This window comes from Acidovorax sp. A1169, from assembly GCF_030704685.1.
Lineage (GTDB): Bacteria > Pseudomonadota > Gammaproteobacteria > Burkholderiales > Burkholderiaceae_C > Acidovorax.
Genome location: NZ_JAUZDX010000002.1, coordinates 284171 through 309784, shown reverse-complemented (window position 1 = coordinate 309784; position 25614 = coordinate 284171). Strand labels below are relative to the sequence as shown.

Sequence of the window (25614 nt, the reverse complement as noted above, 5' to 3'; positions counted from 1 at the left end):
CAGCATGGGCCCGCGTCGGGCCCGCGCCCCCCGGGGCACCAATCTCGGCACCCCACAAGGCATGCTCTCCGACACGCGCCCCCCATTTCATCGTGACAATGGCCATCGGTGCCAGGCTCTTGGCGCGCCCTCTCACCCACCTTTTCAACGAATGAAAAATTGATTTCCCATGGACGACCCCGCATGGATCACCGAAGCTATCACCCACCCCCTGGCCTGGGCCACCGTGCGCGCCCAGGCCCTGGATTCAAGAGACTGGCTGGTGCTGGCCGGCATCCTCGTCTTCCAGCGCCTGTGCGTGCACATCGGCATGTGGTCGTACTGCCTGGCGGTGCTGCCGGGCACTGCGCTGCATGAGGCCATGCACTGGGTCGTCGCTGCGCTGCTGGGGGCCCGGCCCACCATGCCCAACCTGGTGCCGGTGCGAACGCACGGCGGCTGGCGCCTGGGGTCGGTGCGGTTCCAGGCGGGATACTTTCGGTCGCTGCCGATTGCGCTGGCACCGGTTGCCCTGGCGCCCCTGAGCTTCTGGTGGGCCACCACCTTCATGCCCGGAGCCGGGTCGGGGGTCATCTACTGGCTGCACGCCTGGCTGGCGGCATCGGCCTTCGGGGCCAGTGTGCCGTCGACGCAGGACTGGTCGGTGGCCGCACCGGCCTTGCTGGTGGGTGCGGTGGTAGGGGTGGCGCTGTGGGTGGTGATTTGATGGGGCATGTGCCCCAAGCGCTTGCGGCCAGGAGGACCCTCGCAACGGACACACCCCTATACGCTGCGGGAATCTGTCTTACAAGGAAACGCGCTTTTTGCGGCGATAGTGTGGCATCGCTGGCAGGCCCCCTGGCACACCGCTCGCACCCCTGGTGCCGCTGTGCCTGCCGTGTCTGCACCGTGCCGTACCATGACATCGTCCATCCCAACCGAAGCTGTTTGCCGTGTCCCGTAGCCCCCTCTCGCACACTGCCCTTTTTTCAACGCCGGCCCGATGGTCGGCGTTGCTGCTTTTCAGTGCCGCCTCGTCGCTGCTGCTGCAGGGCTGCAGCCTGCTGCCCGGGCGCGGGGGTGAGGAGGCGCCGCGCGATGCGGCGTCGAGCCCCATCGAGGCGGACTCGGACGGCAGCCCCTCGTTTGCGGTGGAGGTGCGCGGGCCGGACTCGGTGCGCGAGACGCTGGAGCGGCACCTGGAGCTGCAGCGCTTTCGCCAGTTGCCCGACCTGCAGGCCAGCGAGCTGCAGCGCCTGCTGGGCGCGGCCGATTCCAATGCGCGCGAGCTGCTGGGCACGCTGGGCTACTTTGCGCCCACCATCAAGGTGGAGCTGACCGAAACGCCCGATGCCAAGCTGGCACCGCGCACGGTGGTGATCACGGTGGACCCGGGGCCGCAGACGCACATTGCCAAGGCCGACATCACCTTTGCCGAGGCGGTGAGCAACGCGCAGGATGGCGAGGGCCGCACACGCCAGCTGCGGCGGGTGCAGAACGGCTGGGGGCTGCCGCCGGGCAAGGCGTTCACCCAGTCGGCGTGGGACAGCGCCAAGAACGATGGTCTGCGCCAGCTGCAGGTGCGCCGCTACCCCACGGCGCGCATCACCAACAGCCGTGCCGAGGTGGATGCCGACAAGCACGAGGCGAACCTGAGCGTGGCCTACGACACGGGCCCGCTGTACCGCTTTGGCCCGCTGCGGGTGGACGGCAACCAGCGCTACGACCCCGATGGCGCGCGCCGCCTGGCGCGCCTGCCCACGGGCGCGATCTACGACGAGACGGAGCTGCTGGACGCGCAACTGCGCCTGGCCAGCAGCGGGTACTACGACGCGGTGTTCTTGACGCTGGACACCGAGGGCACCGACCCGCTGGCCGTGCCGGTGGTGGCCCAGGTGCGCGAGGCGCAGTTGCAGAAGGTGGTATTTGGTGCGGGCCTGTCGACCGACAGCGGGCCGCGCCTGACCATTGACCACATCCACAACCAGATGCCCCTGCTGGGCTGGCGCGCGGTGAGCAAGCTGTCGCTCGACCGCAAGAACAAGCTGCTCAGCACCGAGTGGACCGACCTGCCCGGCGAGAACGGCTGGCGATGGTTTGCCGGCGGCCAGGTGCAGCGCGAGGACACGGGCGACTACGAAACCAACAGCGCCCGGATGCGCGGCGGGCGCAGCAAGAGCACCAAGAACATCGACCGCAATTACTTTTTGCAGTACGACTATGCCAAGAGCCAGGGGCTGAACGCCTCGCCCTCGGGCACGGCGCTGAGCGTGAACTACGGCTGGACGGGCCGCTACTTCAACAACAACACCGCGCCCACGCGCGGCCACGGCATTGCGGCCGAGCTGGGCGTGGGCACCACGCTCACGCCCGAACGCGCCCCCTTTGTGCGCACGCTGCTGCGCTGGCAGACCTTCATCCCGGCAGGCCGTGTGGTGGCCGACGACGGCGCATCGCGCGCAGCGCGGCTGGCGGTGCGGGCCGAGGGCGGCGCGGTGTTTGCGCGCGAGGGCGCGCAGTTGCCGGTGACCCAACTCTTCCTGACCGGGGGCGACACCACGGTGCGCGGCTATGGCTACCGCAAGATCGGTGCGCGCACCGACAACGACCAGCTCTACGGCGGGCGCTACATGGCCGTGGGCAGCCTGGAGTGGCAGCGCCCCATCGTCTACAAGGGCAGCATGACGGACTGGGAGAGCACCCTGTTCGTGGATGCCGGCGCCGTGGCCGACAAGCTGGGCGACCTGGACCCGCGCGTGGGCGTGGGTGCCGGCGTGCGCTGGCGCAGCCCGGTGGGCCCGCTGCAGGCCGACCTGGCCTATGGCGTGCAGGCCAAGGAGCTGAGGCTGCACCTGCGGCTGGGCTTCAGCTTCTGACCGGACCCTTCTCTTTTTTACCCCTCACCGCCCGCCTGATCCTCTGACAGATTGATTGATGTCCGCACGCAACCCGCCTTCCTCTGCCACTGCCATCCGTTCGCCCGATTTCAGCGCCGGGTCGTCGGCACCGCCGCCACCGCCGCGCCGGCGCCGCAGCTGGCTGCGGCTGCTGGCCTGGCTGGTGCTGGGCCTGCTGGCGCTGGTGCTGGCCGTGGGCGGGGGCGCGTGGTGGTGGGCGGGCAGCAATACATCGCTGGCCCTGGCTCTGGCGCGCGCCGCGCAGTACTTGCCGGCGGACCAGAAGCTGGAGAGCCGCGACGTGAGCGGATCGCTGCGCGCGGGCGGCAGCATTGGCTGGCTGCGCTGGAGCAGCCCGGCCATGGTGGTGGAGGTAGACGGCGCGCGCATCGGCTGGCAACTGGCCCCGCTGCTCAGCCGCAAGGTGGAGCTGGGCGAGGTGCATGCCGCGCGCGTGCGCATCACCCCCCAGGCCACGGCGCCCAGCAGCAACGAGCCCCTGAAACCGCTGGAGCAGCTGGTGCTGCCCGTGCAGGTGGCCGTGCCCTTCAAGGTGGACAACCTGGAGTGGGCGGGCTCGCCCGAGCAGCAGATCAGCCTGGCCGGCCAACCGCCGCAGCAGGAAGGGCGGGCCGGCCGGCCCGCCGTGCAGGCCCAGAACCTGGCCGGTGACTACCGCTACGACGGCAGCGAGCACCACCTGAAGATCGACAACGTGGAGCTGGCCCAGGGCCGCTACAGCGCACGCGTGAAGCTGCAGGCCCTGGCCCCCATGGCCATCGACGCCACGGTGGACGGCACGGTGCAGACCACGCCCCCGGGCGGTGGCAACCCGCTGCAGGTGGGCGCGCACGCCACGCTGCAGGGCACGCTGGCCACGGCGGCGGCGCAGTTGGAGCTGGCCGCGCGGCTGCAGCCCGTGGCGGTGGCGGCGCAGGCGGCGGCCTCGTCCGCATCGGCACCCGCCGCTGCACCGCGCAAGAACGCGCCAGCGGCGGCAACCGCCGCCAAGACCCCCGCCGAGCCCATGCAGGCCGATGTGCAGGCCACCATCCTCCCCTGGGTGCCCCAACCGCTCAAGCAGGCACAGGCCACCCTCAAGGCGTTGGACCTGGCGGCCCTGTGGCCCCAGGCGCCGCGCACGCTGCTGCATGGCACGGTGCACGTGGACCCGGTCGCGGCCACGGCTGCTGCCCCTGGCGCCCCTGCCGCCCCCTCGGCCCCGGCATCCACACCCACCTCGCCCGCTGCGGCGCCCTCACTCGCCGGCACGGGCTGGAACATCGAGGCCGACCTGCGCAACGACCTGCCCGGCCCGTGGGACACCAGGCACCTGCCCCTGGCCGCACTGCAGGCCCGCGCGGGCTTTGACGGCGCGCGCTGGGATGTGCCCGCTGCCACCGCCACCATCGGCACGGGCATGGCCGCAGGCACCATTGCACTGAAGGGCCAGTTCACCCCCGCCACCGGCGCGGCGGAAGGCCAGGCCGAGCTGCGCAACCTGCGACCTGATGTGTTGCACACCGCGCTGGCCGCAGCACCGCTGGGCGGGCGCATCACCGCCCAGGGCCAGGCCGACCAGGCCGTGCGCTTTACGGCAGACATCCGCGCCACGGGCACGGCCCCTGCGCAAGCCCTCGTGCAGGCAGCGGGCAAGAAAGGCGCCCCGCTGCTGCGCATCAATGTCTTCACCGCTCAGGGCCAGTACCTGGCGCAGACGGGCGGCGGCACGGTGCAGCTGGACCGCCTGCTGCTCGACGCCCTGCAGGCCAAGGTAGAGGCCACGCAGCTGCGCGTGGCCATTGGCGAACAATCGGCCCAGGGCCAGCTGCGCGCCACGGTGCCGGGCGCCACGGCCAGTGCCAATGGCCAGATCGCACCCACCAAGGGCGCGGGCGAGCTGCAGGTGCAGCTGAGCGATGCCGAGCGCACGCAGGCCTGGCTGGCCAGCCTGCCGGGCCTGGGTGATGCCATGAAGGGCGCCACGGCCAAGGGCCAGGCACAACTCAATGCGCGCTGGACGGGCGGCTGGCAGACCGCCCAACGCCAGATCGAGGCGCTGGCGGCCGGCAAGGCCCTGCCCGCAAGCGGCAAGGACGCCGCGAGCAACTTCACCCTGCAGGCGCGCGTAAATGCGCCGCAGCTCGACGTGGCGCTGCCACCGGGCAAGGGCGCTACAGGGGTTGCGAGCCCCATGTCCGCCATCCAGCTGCGCGGCGTGAATGCCGAAGTGTCGGGCTCGCTCGCCCAGGCCAAGTTGGCGCTGGATGGCGAGGCCCGCACCGGCACGCAGCGCGCCACGGTGCGCACGCGGCTGTCGGGCGGCATGGGCGGCGCCAATGAATGGCAGGCCCAGGTGACCGAGCTGCGCCTGCAGGCGCAGGACACGCAACTGCCCGGCCCCTGGGCCGTGCAGTTGGCCGAGCCCGTGACCGTGAAACTGCGCATGGGTGCGGCCACGCCAGCCCCTGCTGCTGCTGCGGCATCGGGCACCACCCCGGCCGCTAGCAGCGCCGCCCTGTCGGTGCAGGCAACGGCCGGTCAGGCGCGCATCACCGGGCCGGTGCCGGGCACCGCCACGCTGCGTTGGCAGCCCATCACCTACGCCGGTGGCGGCGGCAGCCCGCTGCGCCTGCAAACGCAGGGCAGCCTGCAGGGCCTGCCCATGGCCTGGGTGGATGCCTTTGGCGGCGGCAGCGATGCCGCAGGCAAGCCCGCCCAGCCCCTGCTGGCCCGCTTGGGCCTGGCCGGCAACATCGTGTTCGACGGGCAGTGGAACGTGGACACCAGCAATGCATTGCGCGCCAGCGCCAGCGTGCGCCGCGCCTCGGGCGACCTGCGCATTCTGGCCGGCGACAGCACGGCCACGATCACCACCGTGCAGAGCAGCGGCCAAGGCACCGGCGCCGGCAGCGCCAAGGCCACCGTGACCGAAGAGCCCGGCAGCGGCAGCAATGCCGGCGTGCGCCAGGCCGAGCTGAGCCTGGAGGCCGAGGGCGATGCCCTGCGCGCCAAGCTGGTGTGGGCCAGCGACCGCGCTGGCGAGGTCGACGCCACGGCCAGCACCCGCCTCACCCTGGGCAGCAGCCTGGCCGACACCACGCTTGCGCCCGATGCGCCCCTGGCCGGCACCTTGCGCGCCCGCCTGCCCGACGTGGGCGTGTGGTCGGCCCTGGCGCCGCCAGGCTGGCGCGTGCGCGGCACGCTGGATGCCAACGCAAGCCTGTCGGGCACCCGCGCCGCGCCGCGCTGGGCCGGCACGCTGGGGGCAGACGAGCTGGCCGTGCGCTCCGTGCTTGACGGGGTGGACCTGCAAGGCGGGAGGCTGCGCGCCGCGCTCAACGGCAACCAGCTCGATATCACCGAGTTTCGCTTGAAGGGCGGCAGCGGCAGCAAAGCGCGCATCCCCGGCTACAGCGGCAACCGCACGGCCGCCCCGCAGGACGGTGGCAGCATCACCGGCACCGGCCGCGTGACCTGGGGCGATGCAACCAACGGCATGTCGGGCCTGGGCATGAATTTTCAGGCCGAGGCCAAGGCCCTGCAGGTGCTGGGCCGGGCCGACCGGCAGGTCAGCGTGTCGGGCAAGGTGCAGGCGCAGCTGCAGCAGGGCCAGTTCAGCGTGCGCGGGCAGTTGACCACCGACCGCGCCACCATCATCCTGCCCGACGAGACCGCGCCCAGCCTGGGCAGCGACGTGGTGGTGCGTTCGGCCGCCAAGGACCGCGAGGCGCAGGCCAAGGCCCAGGCAGTGGCCAAGGCCACGCAGGCCGCCGCCCAACCCGCCACCGGCACCACGCCCACCACGGCCAAGCCGCCCGACATCTCCATCACGCTGAACCTGGGGAACGACTTTGCGCTGCAGGGCCAGGGCATCACCACGCGCCTGACAGGCGAGCTCGACATCCGCAGCAGCGCCGTGCCCGGCGCGCCCCCGCGCGTGATCGGCGAGGTGCGCACCGAGCAGGGCCGCTACCGCGCCTGGGGCCAGGTGCTGGACGTGGAGACCGGGCTCATCCGCTTCAACGGCCCGTACAACAACCCCTCGCTCGACATCCTGGCGCTGCGCCCCAACATCAGCGTGCGCGCGGGCGTGCAGGTCAGCGGCTCGGCCCTGGCACCGCGCGTGCGCCTGTACTCGGACCCCGAGCTGCCCGACGCCGAAAAACTGTCCTGGGTGGTGCTGGGCCGCGACGCCGCTGCCGGCGGCGCCGAAGCCGCCGTGCTGCAACAGGCCGCCCTGGCCCTGCTGGGCCGCAAGGGCGGCGGCGGCACCGCCAACGTGGCCAGCCGCTTGGGCCTGGACGAAATCGGCTTCAAGGGCCCCGGCTCGGGCGACGACGCCACCGGCGCGGCGCTCACCTTCGGCAAGCGCCTGTCCACCGACCTGTATGTGACGTACGAGCGCAGCCTGTCGGGCACCCTGGGCACGCTGTACATCTTTTATGACCTGTCGCGCCGGCTCACCCTGCGCGGGCAGACGGGGGCGCAGAGTGCGGTGGATATCATTTACACGCTGAAGTACGACTGATGCGGCATTGCGTTCAACCACCTGGCGTCGTTGGTTCGCCTTGCCATGCAGCTAAACGCAAAGCCGCATGCGGGGGCAGTGCACGGCGCAAAAACCCGGCCTTGCCGCAGGAGCCCCCGCGCAGCCCATACAATCGCCGGCTGCGTCCTCCTCGTAGTTCAATGGATAGAACGAGTGCCTCCTAAGCGCTAGATACAGGTTCGATTCCTGTCGAGGGGACCAATCCCGCCATGGCCCATCATGGTTTCGCCGCCAAACGAAGCCGCCTTCGGCGCCAAACTCCCCTTCACCTGCTGCAACCGCGACAACGACGGGCGACCTGCCTTGCCCAGACGAAAGCTGCTTGGCCTATTCACGGCAATGTGATACGTTCAGAAACACAGCTGCTCCCATTCCATGCATTTGCGCACGCGAGGTAGCCGGAATGGCGGATGGACGAACACGGCACTTGTTGCCATGGGCATTTCATTTGGAGCTTCTGCACGGCGCCGCGCACCAGACGCAACGACAACAAAAATGCCGCGGCCACCCCATCCGTTTCCTCTAGAGATATTGCAATCCATGCAGCAACAGCGCATTCCGCAAAACTACCGTTTGCATCTCGTCATCCTGTGGGCCGTGCTGCTCACGTGCTTTGCCATGCCAATACTGGCGCGGGCTGCGCAGCCTGCGATCAGCGGCGGTGCTTCTCATTTCACGGCCATGGGCAGCGATGGACGACCAATGGGTTTCGGAGAGAAGAGCCGTGGCCCGACGTGGATTGAACCGGGTACCAGCGGTGTTGAAAAAATCGCCAGCGGAGCTTGGGACTCGCTGCTATTGAAAACCGATGGCTCTATCGAGCTGCACAAAGCCTGGGCCGGAACCTTTACCAAGACGGTCCTTGCACGGGAGTACCCAGGCCGGTTCACGAGCATTGCTGGGGGCAACCGCTTCCACTTGGCATCCCGCGATGACGGCCAGGTCGTTTCCTGGGGCGATCAACCGCCTGCCACGATTCCAGCGGACCTTCGCGATGTGCTTGCACTCGCTGCAGGAGAAGATCATGCAGTCGCGCTCAAACGTGACGGCACGCTGCGCGTCTGGGGGGCCAACACCTACGGACAGACCAACGTGCCTGCAGGCTTGAAGGATGTAGTGGCCATTTCATCGAGCTACATGCATACGCTGGCGCTCAAGAAGGATGGCTCGGTCGTCGGCTTTGGCAGGAACCAGCACGGCCAGAGCGATGTGCCCGTCGGCCTTACCGATGTGGTCGCGATTGCAGCGGGAGGGCTGCATTCCGTGGCGCTCAAGCGGGATGGAACCATTGTGGCCTGGGGGGCCTATGGCGAAGGCCAGCTCAACATTCCCACCAATGGCAAAGGCATTTCATTGATCGCAGCAGGGCAACACAGTACTGCCGTGGTGTTCGATGACGGGACCATCTACTCGACCATAGGGAGCTACGCACCAAACCCTATTGTGTTGCCAGCCGGCACCTCGCTGGGCAATGTCTACAACCCTGAGCACTACCGCATCGAAGCCAAGGTCACCGGCGACGCCAAGAGCCTCACGCTGGACGCCGTGTTCAAGCCCTCGGCCCTGCACGCCGGCCAGGGCAACTACTTCATCACAGCGACTGAGCCGACCTCCGGCATCCTGCTGAACCTGACCCAGGCGGGCTGGGTGTCGGGCTATTTCGACAAGCCTGTGCCCTACTTCACCAACCCCGTGACCCTGGCGGGCAAGACCATTTCGGTAACCAGCGCGCTCGATGTGTCGGGCATTCCCGGGCTCATCGTGACGGCGGGGTACTCGTCCGCAGCCACCGGCAAGACCTACCAGAAGACCATCTACCAGAACACGCCCTCGGCTCCCGTGGACGTGCCCGCCCCCACGCCGACGCCCCAGCCGGTGCCTGCGCCCCCACCGACCCCTGTTCCAACGCCAGCGCCAACACCTACACCCACGCCCACACCGGTGCCCGGCTCGGTCATCCCCGCGGACTTCGCCTTCCCGCCCGCTGCGCGCACCTACCTTTGCTACAACGGTGGCGGCCGCTTCATCGAGCCCCTGCGCTTTGGCTTCGGCCCCGACCGCGTGGACATCATCTCGGGCCAAAGCACCATCCTCAGCCTGGCGGCGCTGAGCTACCAGCCCGACTACCTGGGCTTTGGCACCGTGCTGTCCGACCGCCGCGTTCTGGCGCTGGGCTACTACCCGCAGGGCTTCACGCTCAACTCGCAGGTCTACTCGCTGATGTACGCCTTCACCTATGCGGGCACTGCGGAGGTCAACCCCTACTCTGCGCGCTTTTGCAAATAGCGTGAGGTGCAGTGAGATAGGTGCCCGCGGCGCTGGCAAGCAGCGCTGCAGCGGGGGGCACCACCATGCGGTGGTCCGCCAGCCGGCAGGCGCACTACACCGGGCGCGTCTCCTGGATCTAGCGAGCCGGATCGCCTCATATCGTTCACGCGCTGTCAGTCCCGGACACTCAGCGGTTCAGGAGTCCCCCTTGTGTGGGCTCGCGGTGCACATCAGGCCAGGACAGCAGTGACCATCCTGAGGGCCTGCGGATCGCTTGCCAACGCACGTACAGGCTTGCACGCTGCGCCAGTCCGCAAAAGCCAGCAGGTGTCGACTTTTTGCCGCCAGACGGCTCCATCGAAGGTCGATGCCGACCACAGATCCGCCACCAGAAGCAGCCCGTCGTGCGCATCCATGTAGCCCGATGCCAGCACCGGCCTGCCTTCGTGCTCCGGCGCCACCAGTTCGTGCCCGATCCGTACGCGCAGCTGGTAGTCTGACGCCACCCACAGCTGGCCGCCGAAGCAGCGCACGTCGTTCCACAGCACGCTCGACCCGCGCCGCTCCAGCAGGCGCCAATCCAAATGCTGGCCTGCCCATAGCGAGCCCCCCTCGCCCGCCCGCCGAACCGCCAAAAAATGCCCGCCCCGAAGGGCGGGCAAAAGATAGGCCGGCTGTGATACCCGCAATCGCCTCGGCGCCTATCCGGCCACGTCTGCCCACGTGGCACCGCACCATGAAAGCGGCAACTCCACTATGGCGGGATGTTTGCGTGCAAGGTGTAGGAGTACGGGCCTCGGCCAGGGCCTGCATGCCACCGCCTGGCAGCCCCCGCTGTCCTACAGGCACATGTCAGAGAACCGACCCGGATGGATGGCGCGAAGTCCAAGTAGCTCAAAAGCCGCAGGGTGAACAGGTATGGCATGCCACAGAATCGGAACGGCTGAAAAGGATGTCACCCGGCCCGCCACTACGCCGGCTGCAGCTTGCCCTGCTCGGCACGCCGCGCCGTCATGGCCGTCCCCATCGACGCCGACATGATCAGGCAGATGGCCAGCCACTGGTTGAAGGTCAGCACCTCGCCCAGCAGCACCAATGCCAGCAGTGCGGCCACGGCGGGCTCCATGCTGATCATGATGCCGAAGGCCTCCTTGGGCAGGCGCTTCAGGGCCATCATCTCCAGCGAGATGGGGATGGCGCTGGAGACGGCCGCCACACCCACGCCGACCAGCAGCACGTAGGGCGACAGCAGCGCGGCGCCGGCATGCACCACGCCCACGGGCACCACCACCACGGCCGCAGCCAGCAGGCCCAGGGAGACCGAATGCCCGGCGTGCAAATGCCCCACGCGCTTGCCGAACACGATGTACAGAGCCCAGAAGGCGGCGGCTGCCAGGGCATAGGCCACGCCCACGGGATCGAGGGTGCTGCCGTTCATGCCCAGGGGCAGCAGCATGCCCAGGCCCACCACGGCCAGGGCCACCCATACGAAGTCGATGGCGCGGCGCGAGGACAGCACGGCCATGAGCAGCGGGCCCGAGAACTCGATGGCCACGGCCAGCCCGAAGGGTAGCGTGCGCAGCGACATGTAGAACGTGAGGTTGGTGGCGCCCAGCATGGCACCGTAGAGCACGATGGCGCGCAGGTCTTTGCGCGACAAGTGCCAGCGCCAGGGCCGCCACAGCAGCAAGAGCAGCAGCGCCGAGAAACCCACGCGCACGGCCGTGGTGCCCTGCGCGCCCACCAAAGGGAACAGGTAGTGCTTGGCCCACGAGGTGCCGATGCCGAGGGCCGTGACGGCGCCGAGCACGGCGAGAAAGGGAACAAAACGCTGGTAGCGGATCAACAGGAAGGACATGGCTGAAAATATAGTTCGACCATGGTTTGTTTTTGACTCGAATTTCAGCCCCGCCACGCAATTTTCGCTCACACCTATTCCGTCGTAAAAGTCCGACCATGCCCTCTACCCCTGCCCTGGACGCCTTCGACCTGGCCATTCTCGACATCCTGCAGCGCGACAACACCACGCCCCAGCGCGCCATCGCGCAGGCGGTGCACCTGTCGGCGCCCGCCGTGCAGCGGCGCATCCAGCGGCTCGCGCAGACCGGCGTGATCCGCGCCAACGTGGCTGTGATCGATCCCGAAAAGGTGGGCCTGCCCCTGACCATCATGGTCGAAGTGCACCTGGAGAACGAACGCCCCGACCGCACCGCCCCGCTGCGCGCGCGCATCGCCACCGAAGCCGCCGTGCAGCAGTGCTACTGCGTGACGGGCGAGGCGGACTACCTGCTGGTGGTGACGGTGGCATCCATGGCCGACTACGAGGCGCTGACGCGGCGGCTGTTCGAGGGCGATGACAACGTGCGGCGGTTTCGGACGTCGGTGTCACTGGGGTGTTTGAAGGCGGGGTTGCAGGTGCCGCTGGGCATGGGTCAGGGTGGCGTGGCCTAAGTAGTGACCCTGGCTGCCGACATCTAAGCTCTTATGCACTGACCAGCGCAGTTATCGCGTTGGAGGAGGAGGAGGAGGAGGAGGAGGTGGAGGTGGAGGTGGAGGTGGAGGTGGAGGTGGAGGCTACACAACTGCTAGCGCGCAACAGGGCTTTGGGCAATGGTTCGCAGCTGCTAACCTGCCCTGAACGAAAAATAAGAAGCACCATCTGATGGAAAAGAATGAGCAAAGGCCGAACACCATGGCGGTGCCCACCTCACCCGAACACTGGTCCGACAGCAGCAAGCAGTCGTATGCCTACCAGTCGCCCCCTCGCGAGTACAGCGACCGCCACTACACCTGCCGGCACTGCAAGAAAGCGGCGGTGTTTACCGGTCAGGAACAGCGTGAGTCATACGAAGTGCGAAAGGACTACATCTGGCAGGCCCGGGTGCTGTGCGCGGAGTGCTTCGCCACCCGGATGCAGATTGAAGCCGAACTGGTGGCATGCGCGCACCGCTGGCAAACCGCCAGGTCCGAATGCAATGCCGACACCCCGTTCCTGCGGCGCTGGCACGGCCTTCTGCAGCAGCATGTGGACTATGGCGGGAGCCGGGACGAATGCAACATCCACATGTTGCTGGCCCTGTTGCGGGGGCGCGAGTGCTGATGCGGACGGGGACGCCTGGCATGGAGAGCACGGCAGACCCCGCTTTGCGGCACCCGGTTGCTTGTCCGACTTCGCTCTTTTGCCAGGCACCGACCTCGGCCGAACGCACAATCGCGCAACGATGTTCACGCGTTTTGTAGTTCACAAAAATGATGACGACTCTGGAAGACGCCAGGGCCTGTTCCAGGCTCTGGCAGATCTGGAGTCCGAAGGCCGCCTGCAAGGCCATCATCAGGACGTCTACATGGAGTTGCGGGACTGGTTCCGCCACCACCTGAAGCAGCCAAGCAGCTTCGCTCGGGCTGCCCGGCCACACGCCAAGAAGGTGGCCTTAAGTTGGTTCAAGGACTCTGCGGTGGAGCATATCCGCCAGATGCGGCGCATGTCCGCTTTGCTTGCCGAGCATGATGTGCCGGTGGATGTCCTAAAGACCAAGCGGCCCGGCTACATCGTCTACGAGGACGAGCACCAGGTAGCAGCGGAGCCCTTCAGCGATACACCCACTTAGGCACGAGGGACCTGTGCATCGACAGCGAATCCGCCAGTGGCCTCCATCGCATCCCGGCCACCCAAGGCCGCAGGCCAATTGCCTTTAGCCAGGCCACTGTCGGTCTTGAGCAAGGCAGCGCTTGCTCGCGTGAGGCCCTTGGCTCGTTCCGCGTTGCACTGAACTCGACGGTAACCGCACCCTTGTTCTTTGAATCAGCCCCGGAACTGCAGAGTCGGCGCTTCACCATAGATGGCCGCGAGCTTCTCGAACACGGCATAGATCTCCAGCGTCTTGGCGGCTTCGAGGTAGCCGGCATCTTCCATGAAGGGCGCGACATTGCCGTCGCAGAACACGCCGATGCCGCGGATCTCGCCCAGGCCGTCTTCGCCCTCTGCGCTAATGAAGCCGATGCTTACGTGCCCGTACACGTCCAGGGTGTAGTCGATGTCGTTTTGCTCGCAGAACGCGGCCATGTGGTCCTGCAGCTGCTGCGTCAGCGCGTTGATGCCCGGCAGCCTGCCCTGGCCCTCGCCGTCATTGTGCTCCGAGCTGTACTGGCTGAAACCAGCATCGAAGTTGATCTCATCGGTGCGGATACCGTCGAGCGCATCGCGCAGCGCCCCCAGCGTGGCGTGCGGCAGCTGCTCCTCGCCGTGCTCATCTTCCTCGCTGTCGTAGGGATAGCTCCAGACATCGGTGGTTTGGTCAGGGGACACCAGGCCCTGCTGCACCAGCAGATCGATGGCTCGCCGGGTGTTGGCCGGGTTCTCGAACGCCTGCTTGCTGAGGGGCATGAGCAGGTAGAGGGAAATGGACATGGTTTGCTTTGCGTGTTGAGGGGTGGGTGGGCCGGTACGCCAGGTAGCGCATTCCAGCGCCTGCAGAATGCAGGAGGGATCAAGCGATGATCAAGCAATCAAGCCACGGGACTTCGCGCCGGGGCCGCTTCGATGGTACGCAATCGCGACGCCCTGGCAGTGGACATTCTGTCCAGTCCACTGCCAATGCGTTGCCGCGTGGGGCAGCGGCTACCGGCCCTACGCCAGGAACGCCGCCACCAGCGCATTGGCGTGCCCATGGCCCATGCCGTGGTCGGTCTTGAGCAGGGCGACGTACTCCATGTGCTTGAGCGCGCCCGCCGCGCGCAGCACGTCCATCCAGTGGCTAATGGGCTGACCGTACTTGGCTTCGATGGGGGGGAAGTAAGAGGCAGGGCCTTTGACAGGGTAGGTGCTGGCGTTGGTGCTGGACTCTGGCATGGGCAGGCTCCTTGGTGAATGGGCTCGGGGGGCAGACGGGGCGCACGGTGCGTGCCATGCGCCCTTGTTCCTACGACGAACGAAGGGGGTGGATATCGACAAGCCGTTGCCAAAAATGGGGATGGGTTGTTGGCTGCTGTCGGCCGCTGGTCGCCATCGCAGCTTTTGTGGGCAGCCGTACGGCGACACGCGCGACTGTCCTACGGCTGTCAGCGAGTTCAAGCAATACCAGGAATGCTGGTTACCCCCGACGATTTCCCATCTGCATCGCCGATGGGAAATACATGAAAACGCCAAGTCTGCTCTGGTCCGCGCTCATTGGGGCGGTTGCCAGCGCCCGCTCCATGACACCGATGGCCACGCTGGCGGCAGCAAGGCTGCTGGGCCACTCCACGCCCGGCAAGCTTGCACTGCTGGACCGCCCCTTGTTCAAGTACGGCGCGCTCGCGATGGGGGTCGGGGAGTTGGCGGGCGACAAGATGAAGACGGCCCCTGACAGGACGGTTGCTCTGGGCCTGTTGGCGCGGGTCATGAGCGCCGGCATTGCCGGTGCGGCACTGGCCCCGCGCGGGCGTGAGCAAGCCGGTGCGCTGGCAGCGGTTGCCACCGCAGTGCCTCTCGCCTACATCACCCTGGACGCCAGAAAGAGCGCCATGAAACACATCGGCCAGACGAAGAGCGGCCTGATCGAGGACGCCTTGATCATCGCTGGCGGCATCGCCATCGTGGCCCTGGCGGTCAGGTCCAGAAGCCGGCTGTGAACGCGCGCACGGCGCGTCAGGGCACGGTGTAGTTCGAGCAGTCGGGCACGGGGGTCTCGGGCACGTAAGCGCGGGCTTGCGGGGCAAAGCGGTACAAGCGCTGGTAACTGCATTGGGGATCGGTCACGGTGACAAGATCACGTTGGCGAAGAGGTCGCGCCGCCAGCGAATCTTTGGACCGCGACACGGGCCCTGGAAAAGAGGTCGCCTTGCTGCGATAGCGCAGCACCGGCATGCCTCCTGCAGCGGATTCTCCAGTCAGTGCAAGGCTGGCGTCGAAGCTGTATTCGTCGTGGCAGGCTCCGGCACGCTGCTTCATGTGACGCTCGCTGAAACATGCCCGGATCGTCGCGCTCCCGCTGTGCGGAACGCCCAGCACCTCAAACGGTGGCTGGCCGGGCACAAAGGCGATGAGGTGCAGGGTGGTGGCACTGGCCCCGCCGCCGGAGTACATGCTGCGCTCTTGCACCAGCACACCTGCAAGCACGCCGCCCTCAAAGCGGATGAGCTGCGGCCATGGTGCCATCGACACGCTGTCGCCCGCTATCGGCACGCCCGCCATCCGGTAGGCCGTCTGGGCCGCAGGGACCGCATCACGCGGGCCGCCAGGCAGCTGCAGGAGGCCTACGTCGATGGTGCAGGCCTGGCCTTCGCAGCCGGGTTGGGAGGGGGCGATGTCGACACAGAGCTGGTCGGACGCACACGCGCGCGCCACGCCGTTGTCGGATGGGCTGACGACCGCCAGCGTGTCCATGCGCGGTGGTGCGGCGAGGGCGGGTAGCGATGGCGCAAGCAGCGTGGTGGCAAGGAGGATGGATTTGCGCATGGTCGAGAAGGGGATGGGCTGACGACCCACATTTCAGCACAAGGCTGGACTGGGGCGGGGCGCGGCAGGCGGGCAAGTGCCATGCACCGCAAGAAAGGTCGCCAGGCTGCCCACGCTTCGGCGGCTGCACAGCTTATGCTCGGCTGGTGAGGCCAGAGTCAGCCAGTCAGCCGCCACGGCGAGAACTAACGGCAGGCCACCTGGTGCACTTTGCATTGCGGCCACCAGCGAATGCCAACCCCACCCATACCACGCCATGGCATTGGACGACATTCCCCTTTCTCAAGCCACCGCCGTGCGGCTTGCTCAACTCGCGCTTCCCGCGCGGGGGCTGGCCGTTGTGTATGGGCTGGTGTGTCTTGCGCTGCTCACAGCGGCCTATTTCGACCTGCATCAAGCCAGGGACCTGCAGCGCAACCGGGTTCCATACGCCATCGTGATGTATGGGTGCTTCGTGCTTGTTTTCGCGCTTGCCGCAGTGCGGACATAGCAAGCAGGGGCTGCACTTGCAAGCCTGCGCCACGCAGTCACGGGCCCAGCCCTGCACAAAGCGATGCAGCAGCTGCATGGCATGCTCGTGCTTTTCTTTGCATGGATGGGGTTGCTGGTCGGCACCATGATTTTTGCGGTGCTCCAGCCGGCATATTGATGCCTGTGTGGGCCCAAGGCCTGCACGACTGCATTCTTCTTCCTGGACCTTTTCACACCATTTCTCGATGCGCAGATTCGCCTTTGGATACCTTTTTCTCGCTGTCGTGGCGCTTTGCCTCAGCGCCTACTGCTTTGTGCAAGTACCCATCTACAAGAGCAGCACGGAAGTGACGCTGGAGGCCATTGAACACCACTACATCGACCGAGGAAGGTTCACCCCCCAGGAATTGGCCGACCTCGATTGGTTTCTTCACAAGATTAGAAGCAACTCCCGCGCCGACAAGGCCGCGCGCGAGCGCCTGCGGCAGGCAGGCATGCATGGCTTCTGGGCCTTCACCCTGTTCTGCGGGCTGATGGGTTTCAGCATGCTGGATGCGCTGCGCAAGCAGCGCTGAAGAGATGCTGGGGCAGGTGGTGGCTCGCCGCCATAGCGCCGCCTCACTTGGGGCGCATCACCCCAACCCCAGCGCCCTTTTCATCTCCACCCCCGTCAACCGCAGCCGCGGCCCACTGAGCAGCTCGCACATCCGCCCACTGAGGGGCGCCTGCGCGCCATGCTGCGCGGCCAGCCGGACCACGGCGCCGCAGATCGCATCGATCTCGGTCACGCGGCCTGCTTCGAGGTCGTCCCACATGGAGGAGCGGGCGCTCGCGTCGATCTGCAGCATGCGTTTGGCCAGGCGGGTGAAGAGCCAGTTGGGCAGGCGCATGACCCTGGGCAGCATGCGGGGCGATACGGCGGTGACCTGGGCGGGGGTGATGGCGGCGCGCTGCATCACGCCCAGGGCCTCGGTCTGCAGGGCGGCGAAGACGTGGCGGCAATCGCGGTCGAGCAGTTCGTCGCGCAGGGGCAGGTTGGACAGGGCGTTGACCGGGTTGTTGAGGTTGAGCAGCAGCTTGCCCCACTGCACAGCGCGGATGTCGTCCGGCAGCACGGTGGCCAGGCCGGCGGCGTTGAACACTGCCGCCACGGGCTCGGTGGCTTCGTCGCGCTGCAGCTGGATATCGCCGGCCGTGGCGCGGTGCACCTGGGCGCCGCGCAGCACCACGTTGTAGGGCACCATGCCGGCCAGGGCCTTGAGCGCCGGGGCCTGGGCCGCGATGCGGGCCACGTTGTCGACGCCGTTCTGCAGCGAGATCACCGGTGTGCCGGGGGCGCACGCGGCGGCCAGCTCGCGGGCAGCGCTTTCGGTGGCGCCGCTTTTCACGCAGAGCAGCACCGCCGTATCTGGGCCCGGCGCAGCCTCTGCCAGCGTGCCGGCCAGGCGCAGCTGCGCGGCGGGCACGTGCGCGCGGTAGCCGTCGAGGTCGGTGACGGTGAGGCCTTCGCGCGCCAGGGGCTCCATGGCGTGGGAGCGGCCGACCAGGCAGACGCTTTGCCCCTGCGCGGCCAGGCGCCCACCCACGTAGCAGCCGATGGCGCCAGCGCCCAACACGATGAAGTTCATACGATGCAGCCCCGTCCGATGGATGTTGAAGGGGCATTGTGCGGCCAGGAAGCCGCCGCAGATGCTGCCTATGCGACGGGAACCATCGTTGCCGCTGGAAACCGCACCGTCACCCGCAACCCGCCCAGCCGAGGCGAGGCATCGAGCGCCACGCTGGCGCCATGCGCCTGGGCGATGGCCTGCACGATGGCCAGGCCCAGGCCGCTGCCCGGGGCGCTGTCGGCGGTTTCGCGCACGAAGCGCTGCATCACGCGCTCGCGGTGCTCGGGGGCGATGCCAGGGCCGCTGTCTTCGACCACCAGCTCCACGGCGTTGTCGGCAGTGCGGTGCAGCTGCAGGTCCACCTGGCCGCCTGGGGGGGTGTATTTCACGGCGTTGTCGAGCAGGTTGCGCACCAGCATGCGCAGGGCCTCGGGGCGGCCGGGCACGGGGGCGGGGGCGGATTCGAGCAGGCCCATGTCCATGTCGCGCGCCTGCGCGGCGGGGGCCACGTCGGCCAGGGCGAGCTGGGCCACGGCGCGCAGGTCCACGGCCTCGGTGGGGGTGGGGCCGGCGGCGCTGGCCTCTTGCCGGGCCAGGGTGAGCAACTGCTCGACCAGGCGCGTGGCGCGGTCGATGCCGGCGGACAGGCGCTCCACCGCGACGGCGCGGGCCCCATCGTCGCTGGCGCGCTGCAGGCCCTGCAGCTGCAGGCGCAGCGCGGCCAGGGGCGAGCGCAGTTCGTGCGCGGCATCGGCCACGAAGTGCTGCTGCGCGGCGAAGGCGCCCTGCACGCGCTCGAACAGCAGGTTGAGCTCGGTCACCAGGGGCTGCACCTCGTCGGGCAGGGCGGCATCGCTCACGGGTGAGAGGTCGTCGGCCTGGCGGCGTGCGAGCTGGCGGCGCACGCGCTCCACCGGTGCCAGCGAGCGGCTCACGCCCCACCACACGGCCAGCACCAACAGGGGAGCCATCACCGCCAGCGGCGCCAGCGTGCGCAGCGCCAGGGTGCGCGCCATGCCGCTGCGCACGGCCATGTTCTGCGCCACCTGGATGACCTGCGAGCGCGTCTGCAGCGAGAACACGCGGTAGGTGCCGCCGCGCGCCTGCACGTTGGCAAAGCCCAGCACCGCGATCTGCGGCAGCGCCGCGCCCACGGCCGATTCGAAGATGCGCAGGCCCTCGTTGGTCCACACCTGCACGATGAATTCGTGGTTTTCGTCCTCGGACGACAGGCCTTGCCCCAGGTCGCGCGCATCGGGCGGCAGGCCCGAGCGCAGGGCCAGCGCGGTCTGCTGCATGTGGTAGTCGAACAGCGAGTCGGCCTCGTCCAGCGCGCTGCGGTAGGCCAGCACGCCCTGCACGGCGCCCGCAAGCAGGATGGCGGCGAGCAGGAAAATGAGCAACTGCGCGCGCAGCGAGCGCGGCAGCAGCGATTGCACCGCGGTGCGCCAGGACTTGGATTGCACCGTCATGCTTTGGGTACGAGGTAACCGACGCCGCGCACATTGAGAAGGATGTCGGGCCCAAGCTTCTTGCGCAGGCCGTGGATATACACCTCCACCGCGTTGCTGCTGACCTCGTCGCCCCAGCCGTAGAGCTTGTCTTCGAGCTGCTGGCGCGACAGCACCAGGCCCGGGCGCGCGAGCAGGGGCTCCAGCACGGCCCATTCGCGGCCCGACAGCACCACGGGCATACCGTTGACGCTGGCCTCGCGCGTGCTGGGGTTGATGCTCACGCCCTTGTGCTCGTACACCGGCTCGGCCCGGCCCGAGGCGCGGCGCAGCAGCGCGCGGATGCGGGCCAGCAGTTCGTCCAGGTCGTAGGGCTTGAGTACGTAGTCGTCGGCACCGGCGTCGAGCCCCTCAATGCGCTGGGCCACGGCATCGCGCGCGGTGGCCACCAGCACTGGGGTGCGGTCCTTGCGCGTGCGCAGGTCGCGCAACACGGCGATGCCATCGCGCTTGGGCAGGCCCAGGTCCAGCATCACCAGGTCATAGGCGTTGGCGCGCAAGGCCGTGTCGGCGGCATCGCCATCGCGCACCCAGTCCACGGCGTAGTGCTCGGCGCGCAACAGGTCCTGCACGGCTTCGCCGATCATGGGGTCGTCTTCAACGAGGAGCAGGCGCATGGTGCGGCAAGCATAGCGAAAGAATGAATGGCAAAGGGCTGCCGAAGCAGCCCCTTCATTCAGGCACCTTTATCCAAGGCGGACGGGGACAAAAATCTTGTCGCCGTTGCGCTCGATCAGCAAGGCCACCGACTTGCCCGCCTTGGCCATGGCCGCGCGCACCTGCTCGATGTCCTTGGCCGGCGCACCGTTGATGGCCAGCAGCACATCGCCCGCCTGCACACCCGCAGCGGCGGCCGGGCCGCGCGCCTGCTCGATCACCAGGCCAGCGCTCACGCCCACCTCGCGGCGCTCATCGGCATCCAGAGGACGCAGCGACAGGCCCAGTTGGCCCTTGCCCGTGGCCTCGTCGGCCTTGGCCACGGCCTTGCCCTTGTCGCTGGCGTCGCCCAGGGTGGCGGTCAGCTCCAGCGGCTTGCCCTGGCGCCACACCGACAGGCGCGCCTTCTGCCCAGGCTGGGCCTGGCCCACCCAAGCCGGCAGGTCGCCCGAAGCCACGATGGGCTGACCGTCCACCTGGCGGATCACGTCGCCCGCCTGCAGGCCGGCCTTGTCGGCCGGGCTGTCCTTGGTGACGCTGGCCACCAGCGCGCCCTCGGGCTTGTCGAGCTGGAAGGACTCGGCAAACGCCTGGTTCACCTCCTGCACGGCCACACCCAACTGCGCATGGCGCACCTTGCCGGTGGCCACGATCTGCTGCTTGATCTTGTCGGCCAGCTCGATCGGGATGGCGAACGACACGCCCTGGTAGCCCCCCGAGCGGCTGTAGATCTGCGAGTTGATGCCCACCACCTCGCCACGGCCGTTGAACAACGGGCCGCCCGAGTTGCCGGGGTTGACGGCCACGTCGGTCTGGATGAAGGGCACCAGGCTGTCATCGGGCAGCGAGCGGCCCTTGGCGCTGACCACGCCGGCCGTCACGCTGTTCTCGAAGCCGAACGGCGAGCCGATGGCCAGCACCCATTCGCCCACCTGCAGGTCACGCGTGCTGCCCAGGCGCACCGTGGGCAGGTTCTTGGCCTCGATCTTGAGCACAGCCACATCGGTCTTGGGGTCCGAGCCCAGCACCTTGGCGCGGAACTCGCGCCGGTCGGTGAGCTTCACGGTCACGTCGCTCGCGCCCTTGACCACGTGGGCATTGGTCAGCACCAGCCCGTCGGCACTGACGATGAAGCCCGAGCCCTGGCCGTGCGTGGGCACGTTGGGCTGCGCGCCACCGCCACCCGCACCCGGCACGCCAAAGCGGCGGAAGAACTCGTAGAACGGGTCATCGGGGTCGATGCCGGGCGCCTGGCGCTGCTGGCGCGCGGTGGGGCGCTCGTCATCGTCGTCATTGCTGCCGGCCTGGGCACTGCGGGTGCTGCCCGTCACGCTGATGTTGACCACGGCCGGGCCGTTCTGCGCGGTGATCTGCGCAAAGCTGGGCAGCGCCGTGCCGGCGGGCAAGGCGGCCTGCGCCACCACGGGCGCTGGTGCCGAGGCCCGCGCCTGGTGCCCGCTGATGAGCCCGACGCTCGTAGCGCCCAGGGCCCCTGCGGCCACCAGCGCGGCGATCAGGCGGCGGGGGGTGGATGCGACAAAGCTGGAGGTGTTCATGGTGGTCTGCCTTTCCGTTCAGTAGCAAGGAGTTGCTGTGATGGAGGCAGTTTCAGCACGGACACTTAGGCGAAACTTAGGCGGGTGGGACGAGCTCCGCCACCCCGCACTTCAAAGAAACCGGTACACGATGGCCCCATGCTCCGCCTCGCCAGGTGCCAGCCAGCGTTTGGGAAAGGCCGGGTGGTTGGGCGCGTCGGGGTACTCCATGGGCTCCAGGCAGATGCCGTCGCCGGGCTGCCACAGCCAGCCGCCCGGGCCGTTGCCGCGCCCCAGGTCGCGCGCCGGGTCGGCCTTGAGGCCATGGCCCGCGTAGACCTGCACGCCGGGCGCCGTGCTCCACACCTGCATGCTGCGGCCGCTCACCGGCTCGCGCAGGCGCGCGGCCAGGCGCAGGCCCGGGCTGCCTGGAGGCAGCGCAAATGGCGCGCGGGCCGAGACCCCGCTGTCGAGCACCAGGTAGTGGTCCAGCCCGCCGGCCAGGGCCAACTGGTCGCCGTGCTGTGCAATGGCTTCGCCCACCGTGCGCAGTTCACGGAAATCGAACGCCGTGCCCTGCACGCCATCGAGTTCACCCAGCGGGCACAGGTCCAGCGCCAACGGCACGTAGCGGCTGGCGGGCACCTGCAGCTGGTGGCGGTGCGTGCTGCCGACACCGGCCAGGTTGAAGAAGGCATGGCCGGTGATGTTGACGATGGTGGGTGCATCGGCCGCCTCAGCGGTCCAGGTCATCTGCAGCGAGTTGTCGGGCGTGACGGCAATGCGCACCGTGAGCCGCACCGTGCCGGGCACGCCATCGTCCTCGGTGCGGAACACATGGCTCAGCGCGATGGCGTCGGCCTGCACCTCGTCCACCGCAAACACCTGGAAGCGGCTACCGCGCGGCCCGCCATGGTGGTGGTGCGGCCCGCTGTTGGTGGGCAATTGCAGCGGCGCGCCGTGACCGGGCACCGTGAGCTGCCCGCTGCGCAGCCGCCCGGCCCAGCGGCCGATGAGCGCGCCCATGGAAAGCTGCCCGTCCAGGTAGCCCTGCAGGCTGTCGTAGCCCAGCGCCACATCCACCAGCCCGCCCTGCCCGTCGGGCACGGCGATCTGCACCAGCCGCGCGCCGTAGTTGCTGATGGCGACCTGCAGCCCGCCCTCGCCCCGCAGGATGAACAGGTCGGTACGCTGGCCGTGCAGGGTCTGCTGGAATGCTTCGCGGTGGAGGAGGTGGGCCATATGCCGAGTCTATTTGTTCCCGGCAGGAGGCGCATCGCGCGTCACCAGCCAGATCCCCCCGCACACCAGCACCAGCGCCACCAGGTTCTTCCACTCCCACAGCGCCTCGCCCAGAAACACCGCCGACAGGGCGGCGCCGAACACCGGCACGGTGAAGTTGAACACCGTGACCTGGCTCACGCGGTTGTGCTTGAGCAGCAGGCTCCACAGCGAGAAGGCGGCCGAGGACAGCAGGGCCAGGTAGACCAGCAAGGTGGTGGATGCGAGGGTGAAGCCGGTGAGCGACCCGCCCGCGCCCCAGCCCATGGCGAGCAGGGCCGCGCCGCCGATGGCCAGCTGCCAGCCGGTCATGACGACCGAGTCCATGCGCTGCGAGAGCTGCTTGCCGTAGATGCTGGCGGCGGCCAGCACCAGGGCGGCGAGCACGACGAAACCTTCGCCGAGCAGGGTGAAATCGAGGTCGAGCGTGCCGCGGCCCAGGTTGACCACCATGACGCCCGCAAAGCCCACCAGGCAGCCCCAGAGCTTGGCATGGCTCAGGCGGTCGTTGTGATAAACCCAGTGCGCCAGCAGCACGCTGAAGAAGGTGCCGGTGGCGTTCATGATGGAGGCCTTGACGCCGGTGGTGTGCGCCACGCCCACGTAGAAGAACACGTACTGCAGCGCGGTCTGCGCCAGGCCCAGCACCACCAGCTGGCGCGCCGAGCCGGGGCCCAGGGCCCACACCTTGCGACCGCTGGCCAGGGCCCAGGCCAGCAGCACCAGGCCCGCACCCACGAAGCGCCAGCCGGCGAAGACGAGCTGGGTGGGCACGTCGACCTTGGCGATGCCAAACCAGGCGTAGCCGGTCTTGATGGCGGGGTAGGAGCTGCCCCAGAGCAGGCAGCACAGCAGCGCCACGGCCACGACGACCCTGCGGTCGGAAAATCGGGAAACTGCCCCCATGCGGAAATCTCTCAGTCAAAAAAGGAAACGAGGCGCCCAGGGGCACCCAAAAAGGCAAGAGGCGCCCAGGGGCGCCTCGTGGATGCACTCCAACGCTCAGTCGGTCAGTGCAGGAAAAAAGACGCAGGAGACCCGGCCTCGCCGCCGGGCCCCCTGCGCTTCACCCACCACCCTTGAGAACCAGATCCGGCAGCCACATGGAGAACTGCGGCACGTAGGTCACCAGCATCAGCGCGACGATCAGGGCGCTGTAGAACGGCCAGATGGTCTTCATCACCTCGCCCACGGAGATGCCGCCGATGGTGCAGCCGATGAACTGCGTGGTGCCCACGGGCGGGGTGTTCAGGCCCAGCGCGCAGTTGATCAGGATCACGATGCCGAACTGCTCGGTGCTCATGCCGAACTGCTGGCAGATGGGCAGAAAGATCGGTGTGCAGATGAGGATGGTGGCCGCCATGTCCAGGAAGGTGCCCAGGATGAACAAAATGATGTTCACGCACAGGAAGATGACCCAGGGAGAGGTGCTCATGGACTTGAGCACATCGCCGGTGAGCTCGGCCACGCCGTACAGGCCGATGAGGTAGCCGAACATCGACGAGATGCCGATCAGCAGCAGCACGGTGCCGGTGGTCTTGACGGCCTTGGAGGCGGCCTTGAGGAACTGCTCGCGCGTGAGCTTCTTGTAGACGAAGACCGAGAGCACCAGCGCCCACAGCACCGCGACGGACGCCGACTCGGTGGCCGTGAAGGCCCCCGAAAGGATGCCCGCGATGATGATGACCACCACGGCCAGGCCAGGGACGGAGGCGCGGAACGAGATCCACACGATCTCCCAGCCGGGGAAGGTGCCGGCGGGGTAGCCGCGCTTGACGGCCACGAGGTAGGCGGCCGCCAGGTTGCAGACCGTGAGCAGCAGCGCAGGCACGATGCCGGCGAGGATCAGCGCGGCAATGCTCACCTTGCCGCCAGCGGCCAGTGTGAAGATGATGAGGTTGTGCGAGGTGGGCATGAGCGCGCCCACCAGCGAGGCGTGGGTGGTCACGTTCACCGCGTAGTCGGCGTGGTAGCCCTCTTTCTTCATCTGCGGGATGAGCACGGCACCCATGGCCGAGACGTCGGCCACGGGCGAGCCCGAGACGCCGCCGAACAGCGTGCAGGCGAGCACGTTGCTCATGCCCAGGCCGCCGCGCACATGGCCCGCCACGCTCTTGGCGAAGTTGACGATGCGGTCGGCAATGCCGCCGTACATCATGATCTCGCCGGCGAAGATGAAGAACGGAATCGCCAGGAACGAGAACGGGTTCATGCCCGAAATCATCTGCTGGAAGCCCACGGCCAGCGGCAGGCCTTCGTACAGGATGGTGGCCAGCGAGGACAGGCCAATCGAAAAGGCCACGGGCACGCCCAGCAGCAGCAGGAGCGTGAAGGTCACGCAGAGAATGGTCAACGCCATGGTGGTGGAATCTTTGTAGGGACGGACGTTAGGGTGCAGAAGTCAGGTGGGCGCTGCA

The 25614-nt window shown here is 68.0% G+C and carries 22 protein-coding genes and 1 tRNA gene; 11 read left to right on the top strand and 12 right to left on the bottom strand.

The window, feature by feature from the left end:
* The first annotated feature begins 169 nt into the window (after positions 1–169).
* From QYL93_RS04625 to QYL93_RS04605, 5 genes are all read left to right on the top strand, one after another.
* A complete protein-coding gene (locus QYL93_RS04625) occupies positions 170–706 on the top strand; it encodes a hypothetical protein (protein ID WP_305742552.1) in 537 nt (178 codons plus the stop codon).
* A gap of 226 nt (positions 707–932) precedes the next feature.
* Positions 933–2855 carry an autotransporter assembly complex family protein gene (locus QYL93_RS04620; RefSeq protein WP_305742551.1) on the top strand — a complete coding sequence of 641 codons (1923 nt, stop codon included), beginning with the start codon at positions 933–935 and terminating at the stop codon, positions 2853–2855.
* A 58-nt stretch (positions 2856–2913) separates the two neighbouring features.
* Positions 2914–7407, top strand: coding sequence for a translocation/assembly module TamB domain-containing protein (locus QYL93_RS04615; RefSeq protein ID WP_305742550.1), 4494 nt, complete (start codon positions 2914–2916; stop codon positions 7405–7407).
* Positions 7408–7554: 147 nt separating this feature from the next.
* Positions 7555–7629: transfer RNA gene (locus QYL93_RS04610), tRNA-Arg, on the top strand.
* A 795-nt stretch (positions 7630–8424) separates the two neighbouring features.
* Positions 8425–9714, top strand: coding sequence for a hypothetical protein (locus QYL93_RS04605; protein WP_305742549.1), 1290 nt, complete (start codon positions 8425–8427; stop codon positions 9712–9714).
* Positions 9715–9926: 212 nt separating this feature from the next.
* On the opposite strand, the gene QYL93_RS04600 is transcribed toward QYL93_RS04605, so the two are convergent.
* Positions 9927–10280 (bottom strand): hypothetical protein, encoded by a 354-nt coding sequence (locus QYL93_RS04600; RefSeq protein ID WP_305742548.1) that lies wholly within the window; start codon positions 10278–10280, stop codon positions 9927–9929.
* Between the two features lie 386 nt (positions 10281–10666).
* On the bottom strand, positions 10667–11554 hold the full coding sequence (locus tag QYL93_RS04595) for an EamA family transporter (RefSeq protein WP_305742547.1): 888 nt from the start codon (positions 11552–11554) through the stop codon (positions 10667–10669).
* 98 nt (positions 11555–11652) lie between these two features.
* Between QYL93_RS04595 and QYL93_RS04590 the strand changes: the two genes are divergently transcribed.
* The 3 genes from QYL93_RS04590 (at position 11653) to QYL93_RS04580 (ending at position 13304) form a co-directional block, all read left to right on the top strand.
* A complete protein-coding gene (locus tag QYL93_RS04590; RefSeq protein ID WP_305742546.1) occupies positions 11653–12147 on the top strand; it encodes an Lrp/AsnC family transcriptional regulator in 495 nt (164 codons plus the stop codon).
* 241 nt (positions 12148–12388) lie between these two features.
* On the top strand, positions 12389–12796 hold the full coding sequence (locus QYL93_RS04585) for a zinc-ribbon domain containing protein (protein WP_305742545.1): 408 nt from the start codon (positions 12389–12391) through the stop codon (positions 12794–12796).
* A 121-nt stretch (positions 12797–12917) separates the two neighbouring features.
* A complete protein-coding gene (locus QYL93_RS04580; protein ID WP_305742544.1) occupies positions 12918–13304 on the top strand; it encodes a hypothetical protein in 387 nt (128 codons plus the stop codon).
* Between the two features lie 194 nt (positions 13305–13498).
* Here QYL93_RS04580 and QYL93_RS04575 read toward each other — a convergent pair whose 3' ends face one another.
* Together QYL93_RS04575 and QYL93_RS04570 are read right to left on the bottom strand one after the other, a co-directional pair.
* A complete protein-coding gene (locus QYL93_RS04575) occupies positions 13499–14104 on the bottom strand; it encodes a hypothetical protein (RefSeq protein ID WP_305742543.1) in 606 nt (201 codons plus the stop codon).
* A 219-nt stretch (positions 14105–14323) separates the two neighbouring features.
* Positions 14324–14545 (bottom strand): DUF4287 domain-containing protein, encoded by a 222-nt coding sequence (locus QYL93_RS04570; protein WP_305742542.1) that lies wholly within the window; start codon positions 14543–14545, stop codon positions 14324–14326.
* 344 nt (positions 14546–14889) lie between these two features.
* On the opposite strand from QYL93_RS04570, the gene QYL93_RS04565 reads away from it, so the two are divergent.
* Entirely contained in the window at positions 14890–15306 is a 417-nt protein-coding gene (locus QYL93_RS04565; protein WP_305742541.1) for a hypothetical protein, read from the top strand.
* Positions 15307–15322: 16 nt separating this feature from the next.
* Here QYL93_RS04565 and QYL93_RS04560 read toward each other — a convergent pair whose 3' ends face one another.
* Positions 15323–16132 carry a hypothetical protein gene (locus QYL93_RS04560; protein ID WP_305742540.1) on the bottom strand — a complete coding sequence of 270 codons (810 nt, stop codon included), beginning with the start codon at positions 16130–16132 and terminating at the stop codon, positions 15323–15325.
* Between the two features lie 256 nt (positions 16133–16388).
* On the opposite strand from QYL93_RS04560, the gene QYL93_RS04555 reads away from it, so the two are divergent.
* Together QYL93_RS04555 and QYL93_RS04550 are read left to right on the top strand one after the other, a co-directional pair.
* Positions 16389–16622 (top strand): hypothetical protein, encoded by a 234-nt coding sequence (locus QYL93_RS04555; protein WP_305742539.1) that lies wholly within the window; start codon positions 16389–16391, stop codon positions 16620–16622.
* A 328-nt stretch (positions 16623–16950) separates the two neighbouring features.
* Complete coding sequence (locus tag QYL93_RS04550) at positions 16951–17178, top strand: hypothetical protein (RefSeq protein WP_305742538.1); 228 nt, start codon at positions 16951–16953, stop codon at positions 17176–17178.
* A gap of 57 nt (positions 17179–17235) precedes the next feature.
* Here the strand turns inward: QYL93_RS04550 and QYL93_RS04545 are convergent, their stop codons facing one another.
* The 7 genes from QYL93_RS04545 to QYL93_RS04515 all read right to left on the bottom strand — a co-directional run bounded on the left by QYL93_RS04545 (position 17236) and on the right by QYL93_RS04515 (position 25556).
* Positions 17236–18231 carry a 2-dehydropantoate 2-reductase gene (locus tag QYL93_RS04545; protein WP_305742537.1) on the bottom strand — a complete coding sequence of 332 codons (996 nt, stop codon included), beginning with the start codon at positions 18229–18231 and terminating at the stop codon, positions 17236–17238.
* Positions 18232–18299: 68 nt separating this feature from the next.
* Positions 18300–19685 carry an ATP-binding protein gene (locus QYL93_RS04540; protein ID WP_305742536.1) on the bottom strand — a complete coding sequence of 462 codons (1386 nt, stop codon included), beginning with the start codon at positions 19683–19685 and terminating at the stop codon, positions 18300–18302.
* Positions 19682–20341, bottom strand: coding sequence for a response regulator transcription factor (locus tag QYL93_RS04535; protein ID WP_305742535.1), 660 nt, complete (start codon positions 20339–20341; stop codon positions 19682–19684). The genes QYL93_RS04540 and QYL93_RS04535 overlap by 4 nt, the downstream gene beginning before the upstream one ends.
* A gap of 69 nt (positions 20342–20410) precedes the next feature.
* Positions 20411–21937 carry a DegQ family serine endoprotease gene (locus QYL93_RS04530; protein WP_305742534.1) on the bottom strand — a complete coding sequence of 509 codons (1527 nt, stop codon included), beginning with the start codon at positions 21935–21937 and terminating at the stop codon, positions 20411–20413.
* A gap of 111 nt (positions 21938–22048) precedes the next feature.
* Positions 22049–23158: an aldose epimerase family protein gene (locus QYL93_RS04525; protein WP_305742533.1), complete on the bottom strand. Its 1110-nt coding sequence runs from the start codon at positions 23156–23158 to the stop codon at positions 22049–22051.
* Between the two features lie 9 nt (positions 23159–23167).
* Positions 23168–24103 (bottom strand): DMT family transporter, encoded by a 936-nt coding sequence (locus QYL93_RS04520; protein WP_305742532.1) that lies wholly within the window; start codon positions 24101–24103, stop codon positions 23168–23170.
* A 160-nt stretch (positions 24104–24263) separates the two neighbouring features.
* Positions 24264–25556 (bottom strand): TRAP transporter large permease, encoded by a 1293-nt coding sequence (locus tag QYL93_RS04515; protein WP_305742531.1) that lies wholly within the window; start codon positions 25554–25556, stop codon positions 24264–24266.
* Positions 25557–25614 lie beyond the last annotated feature (58 nt).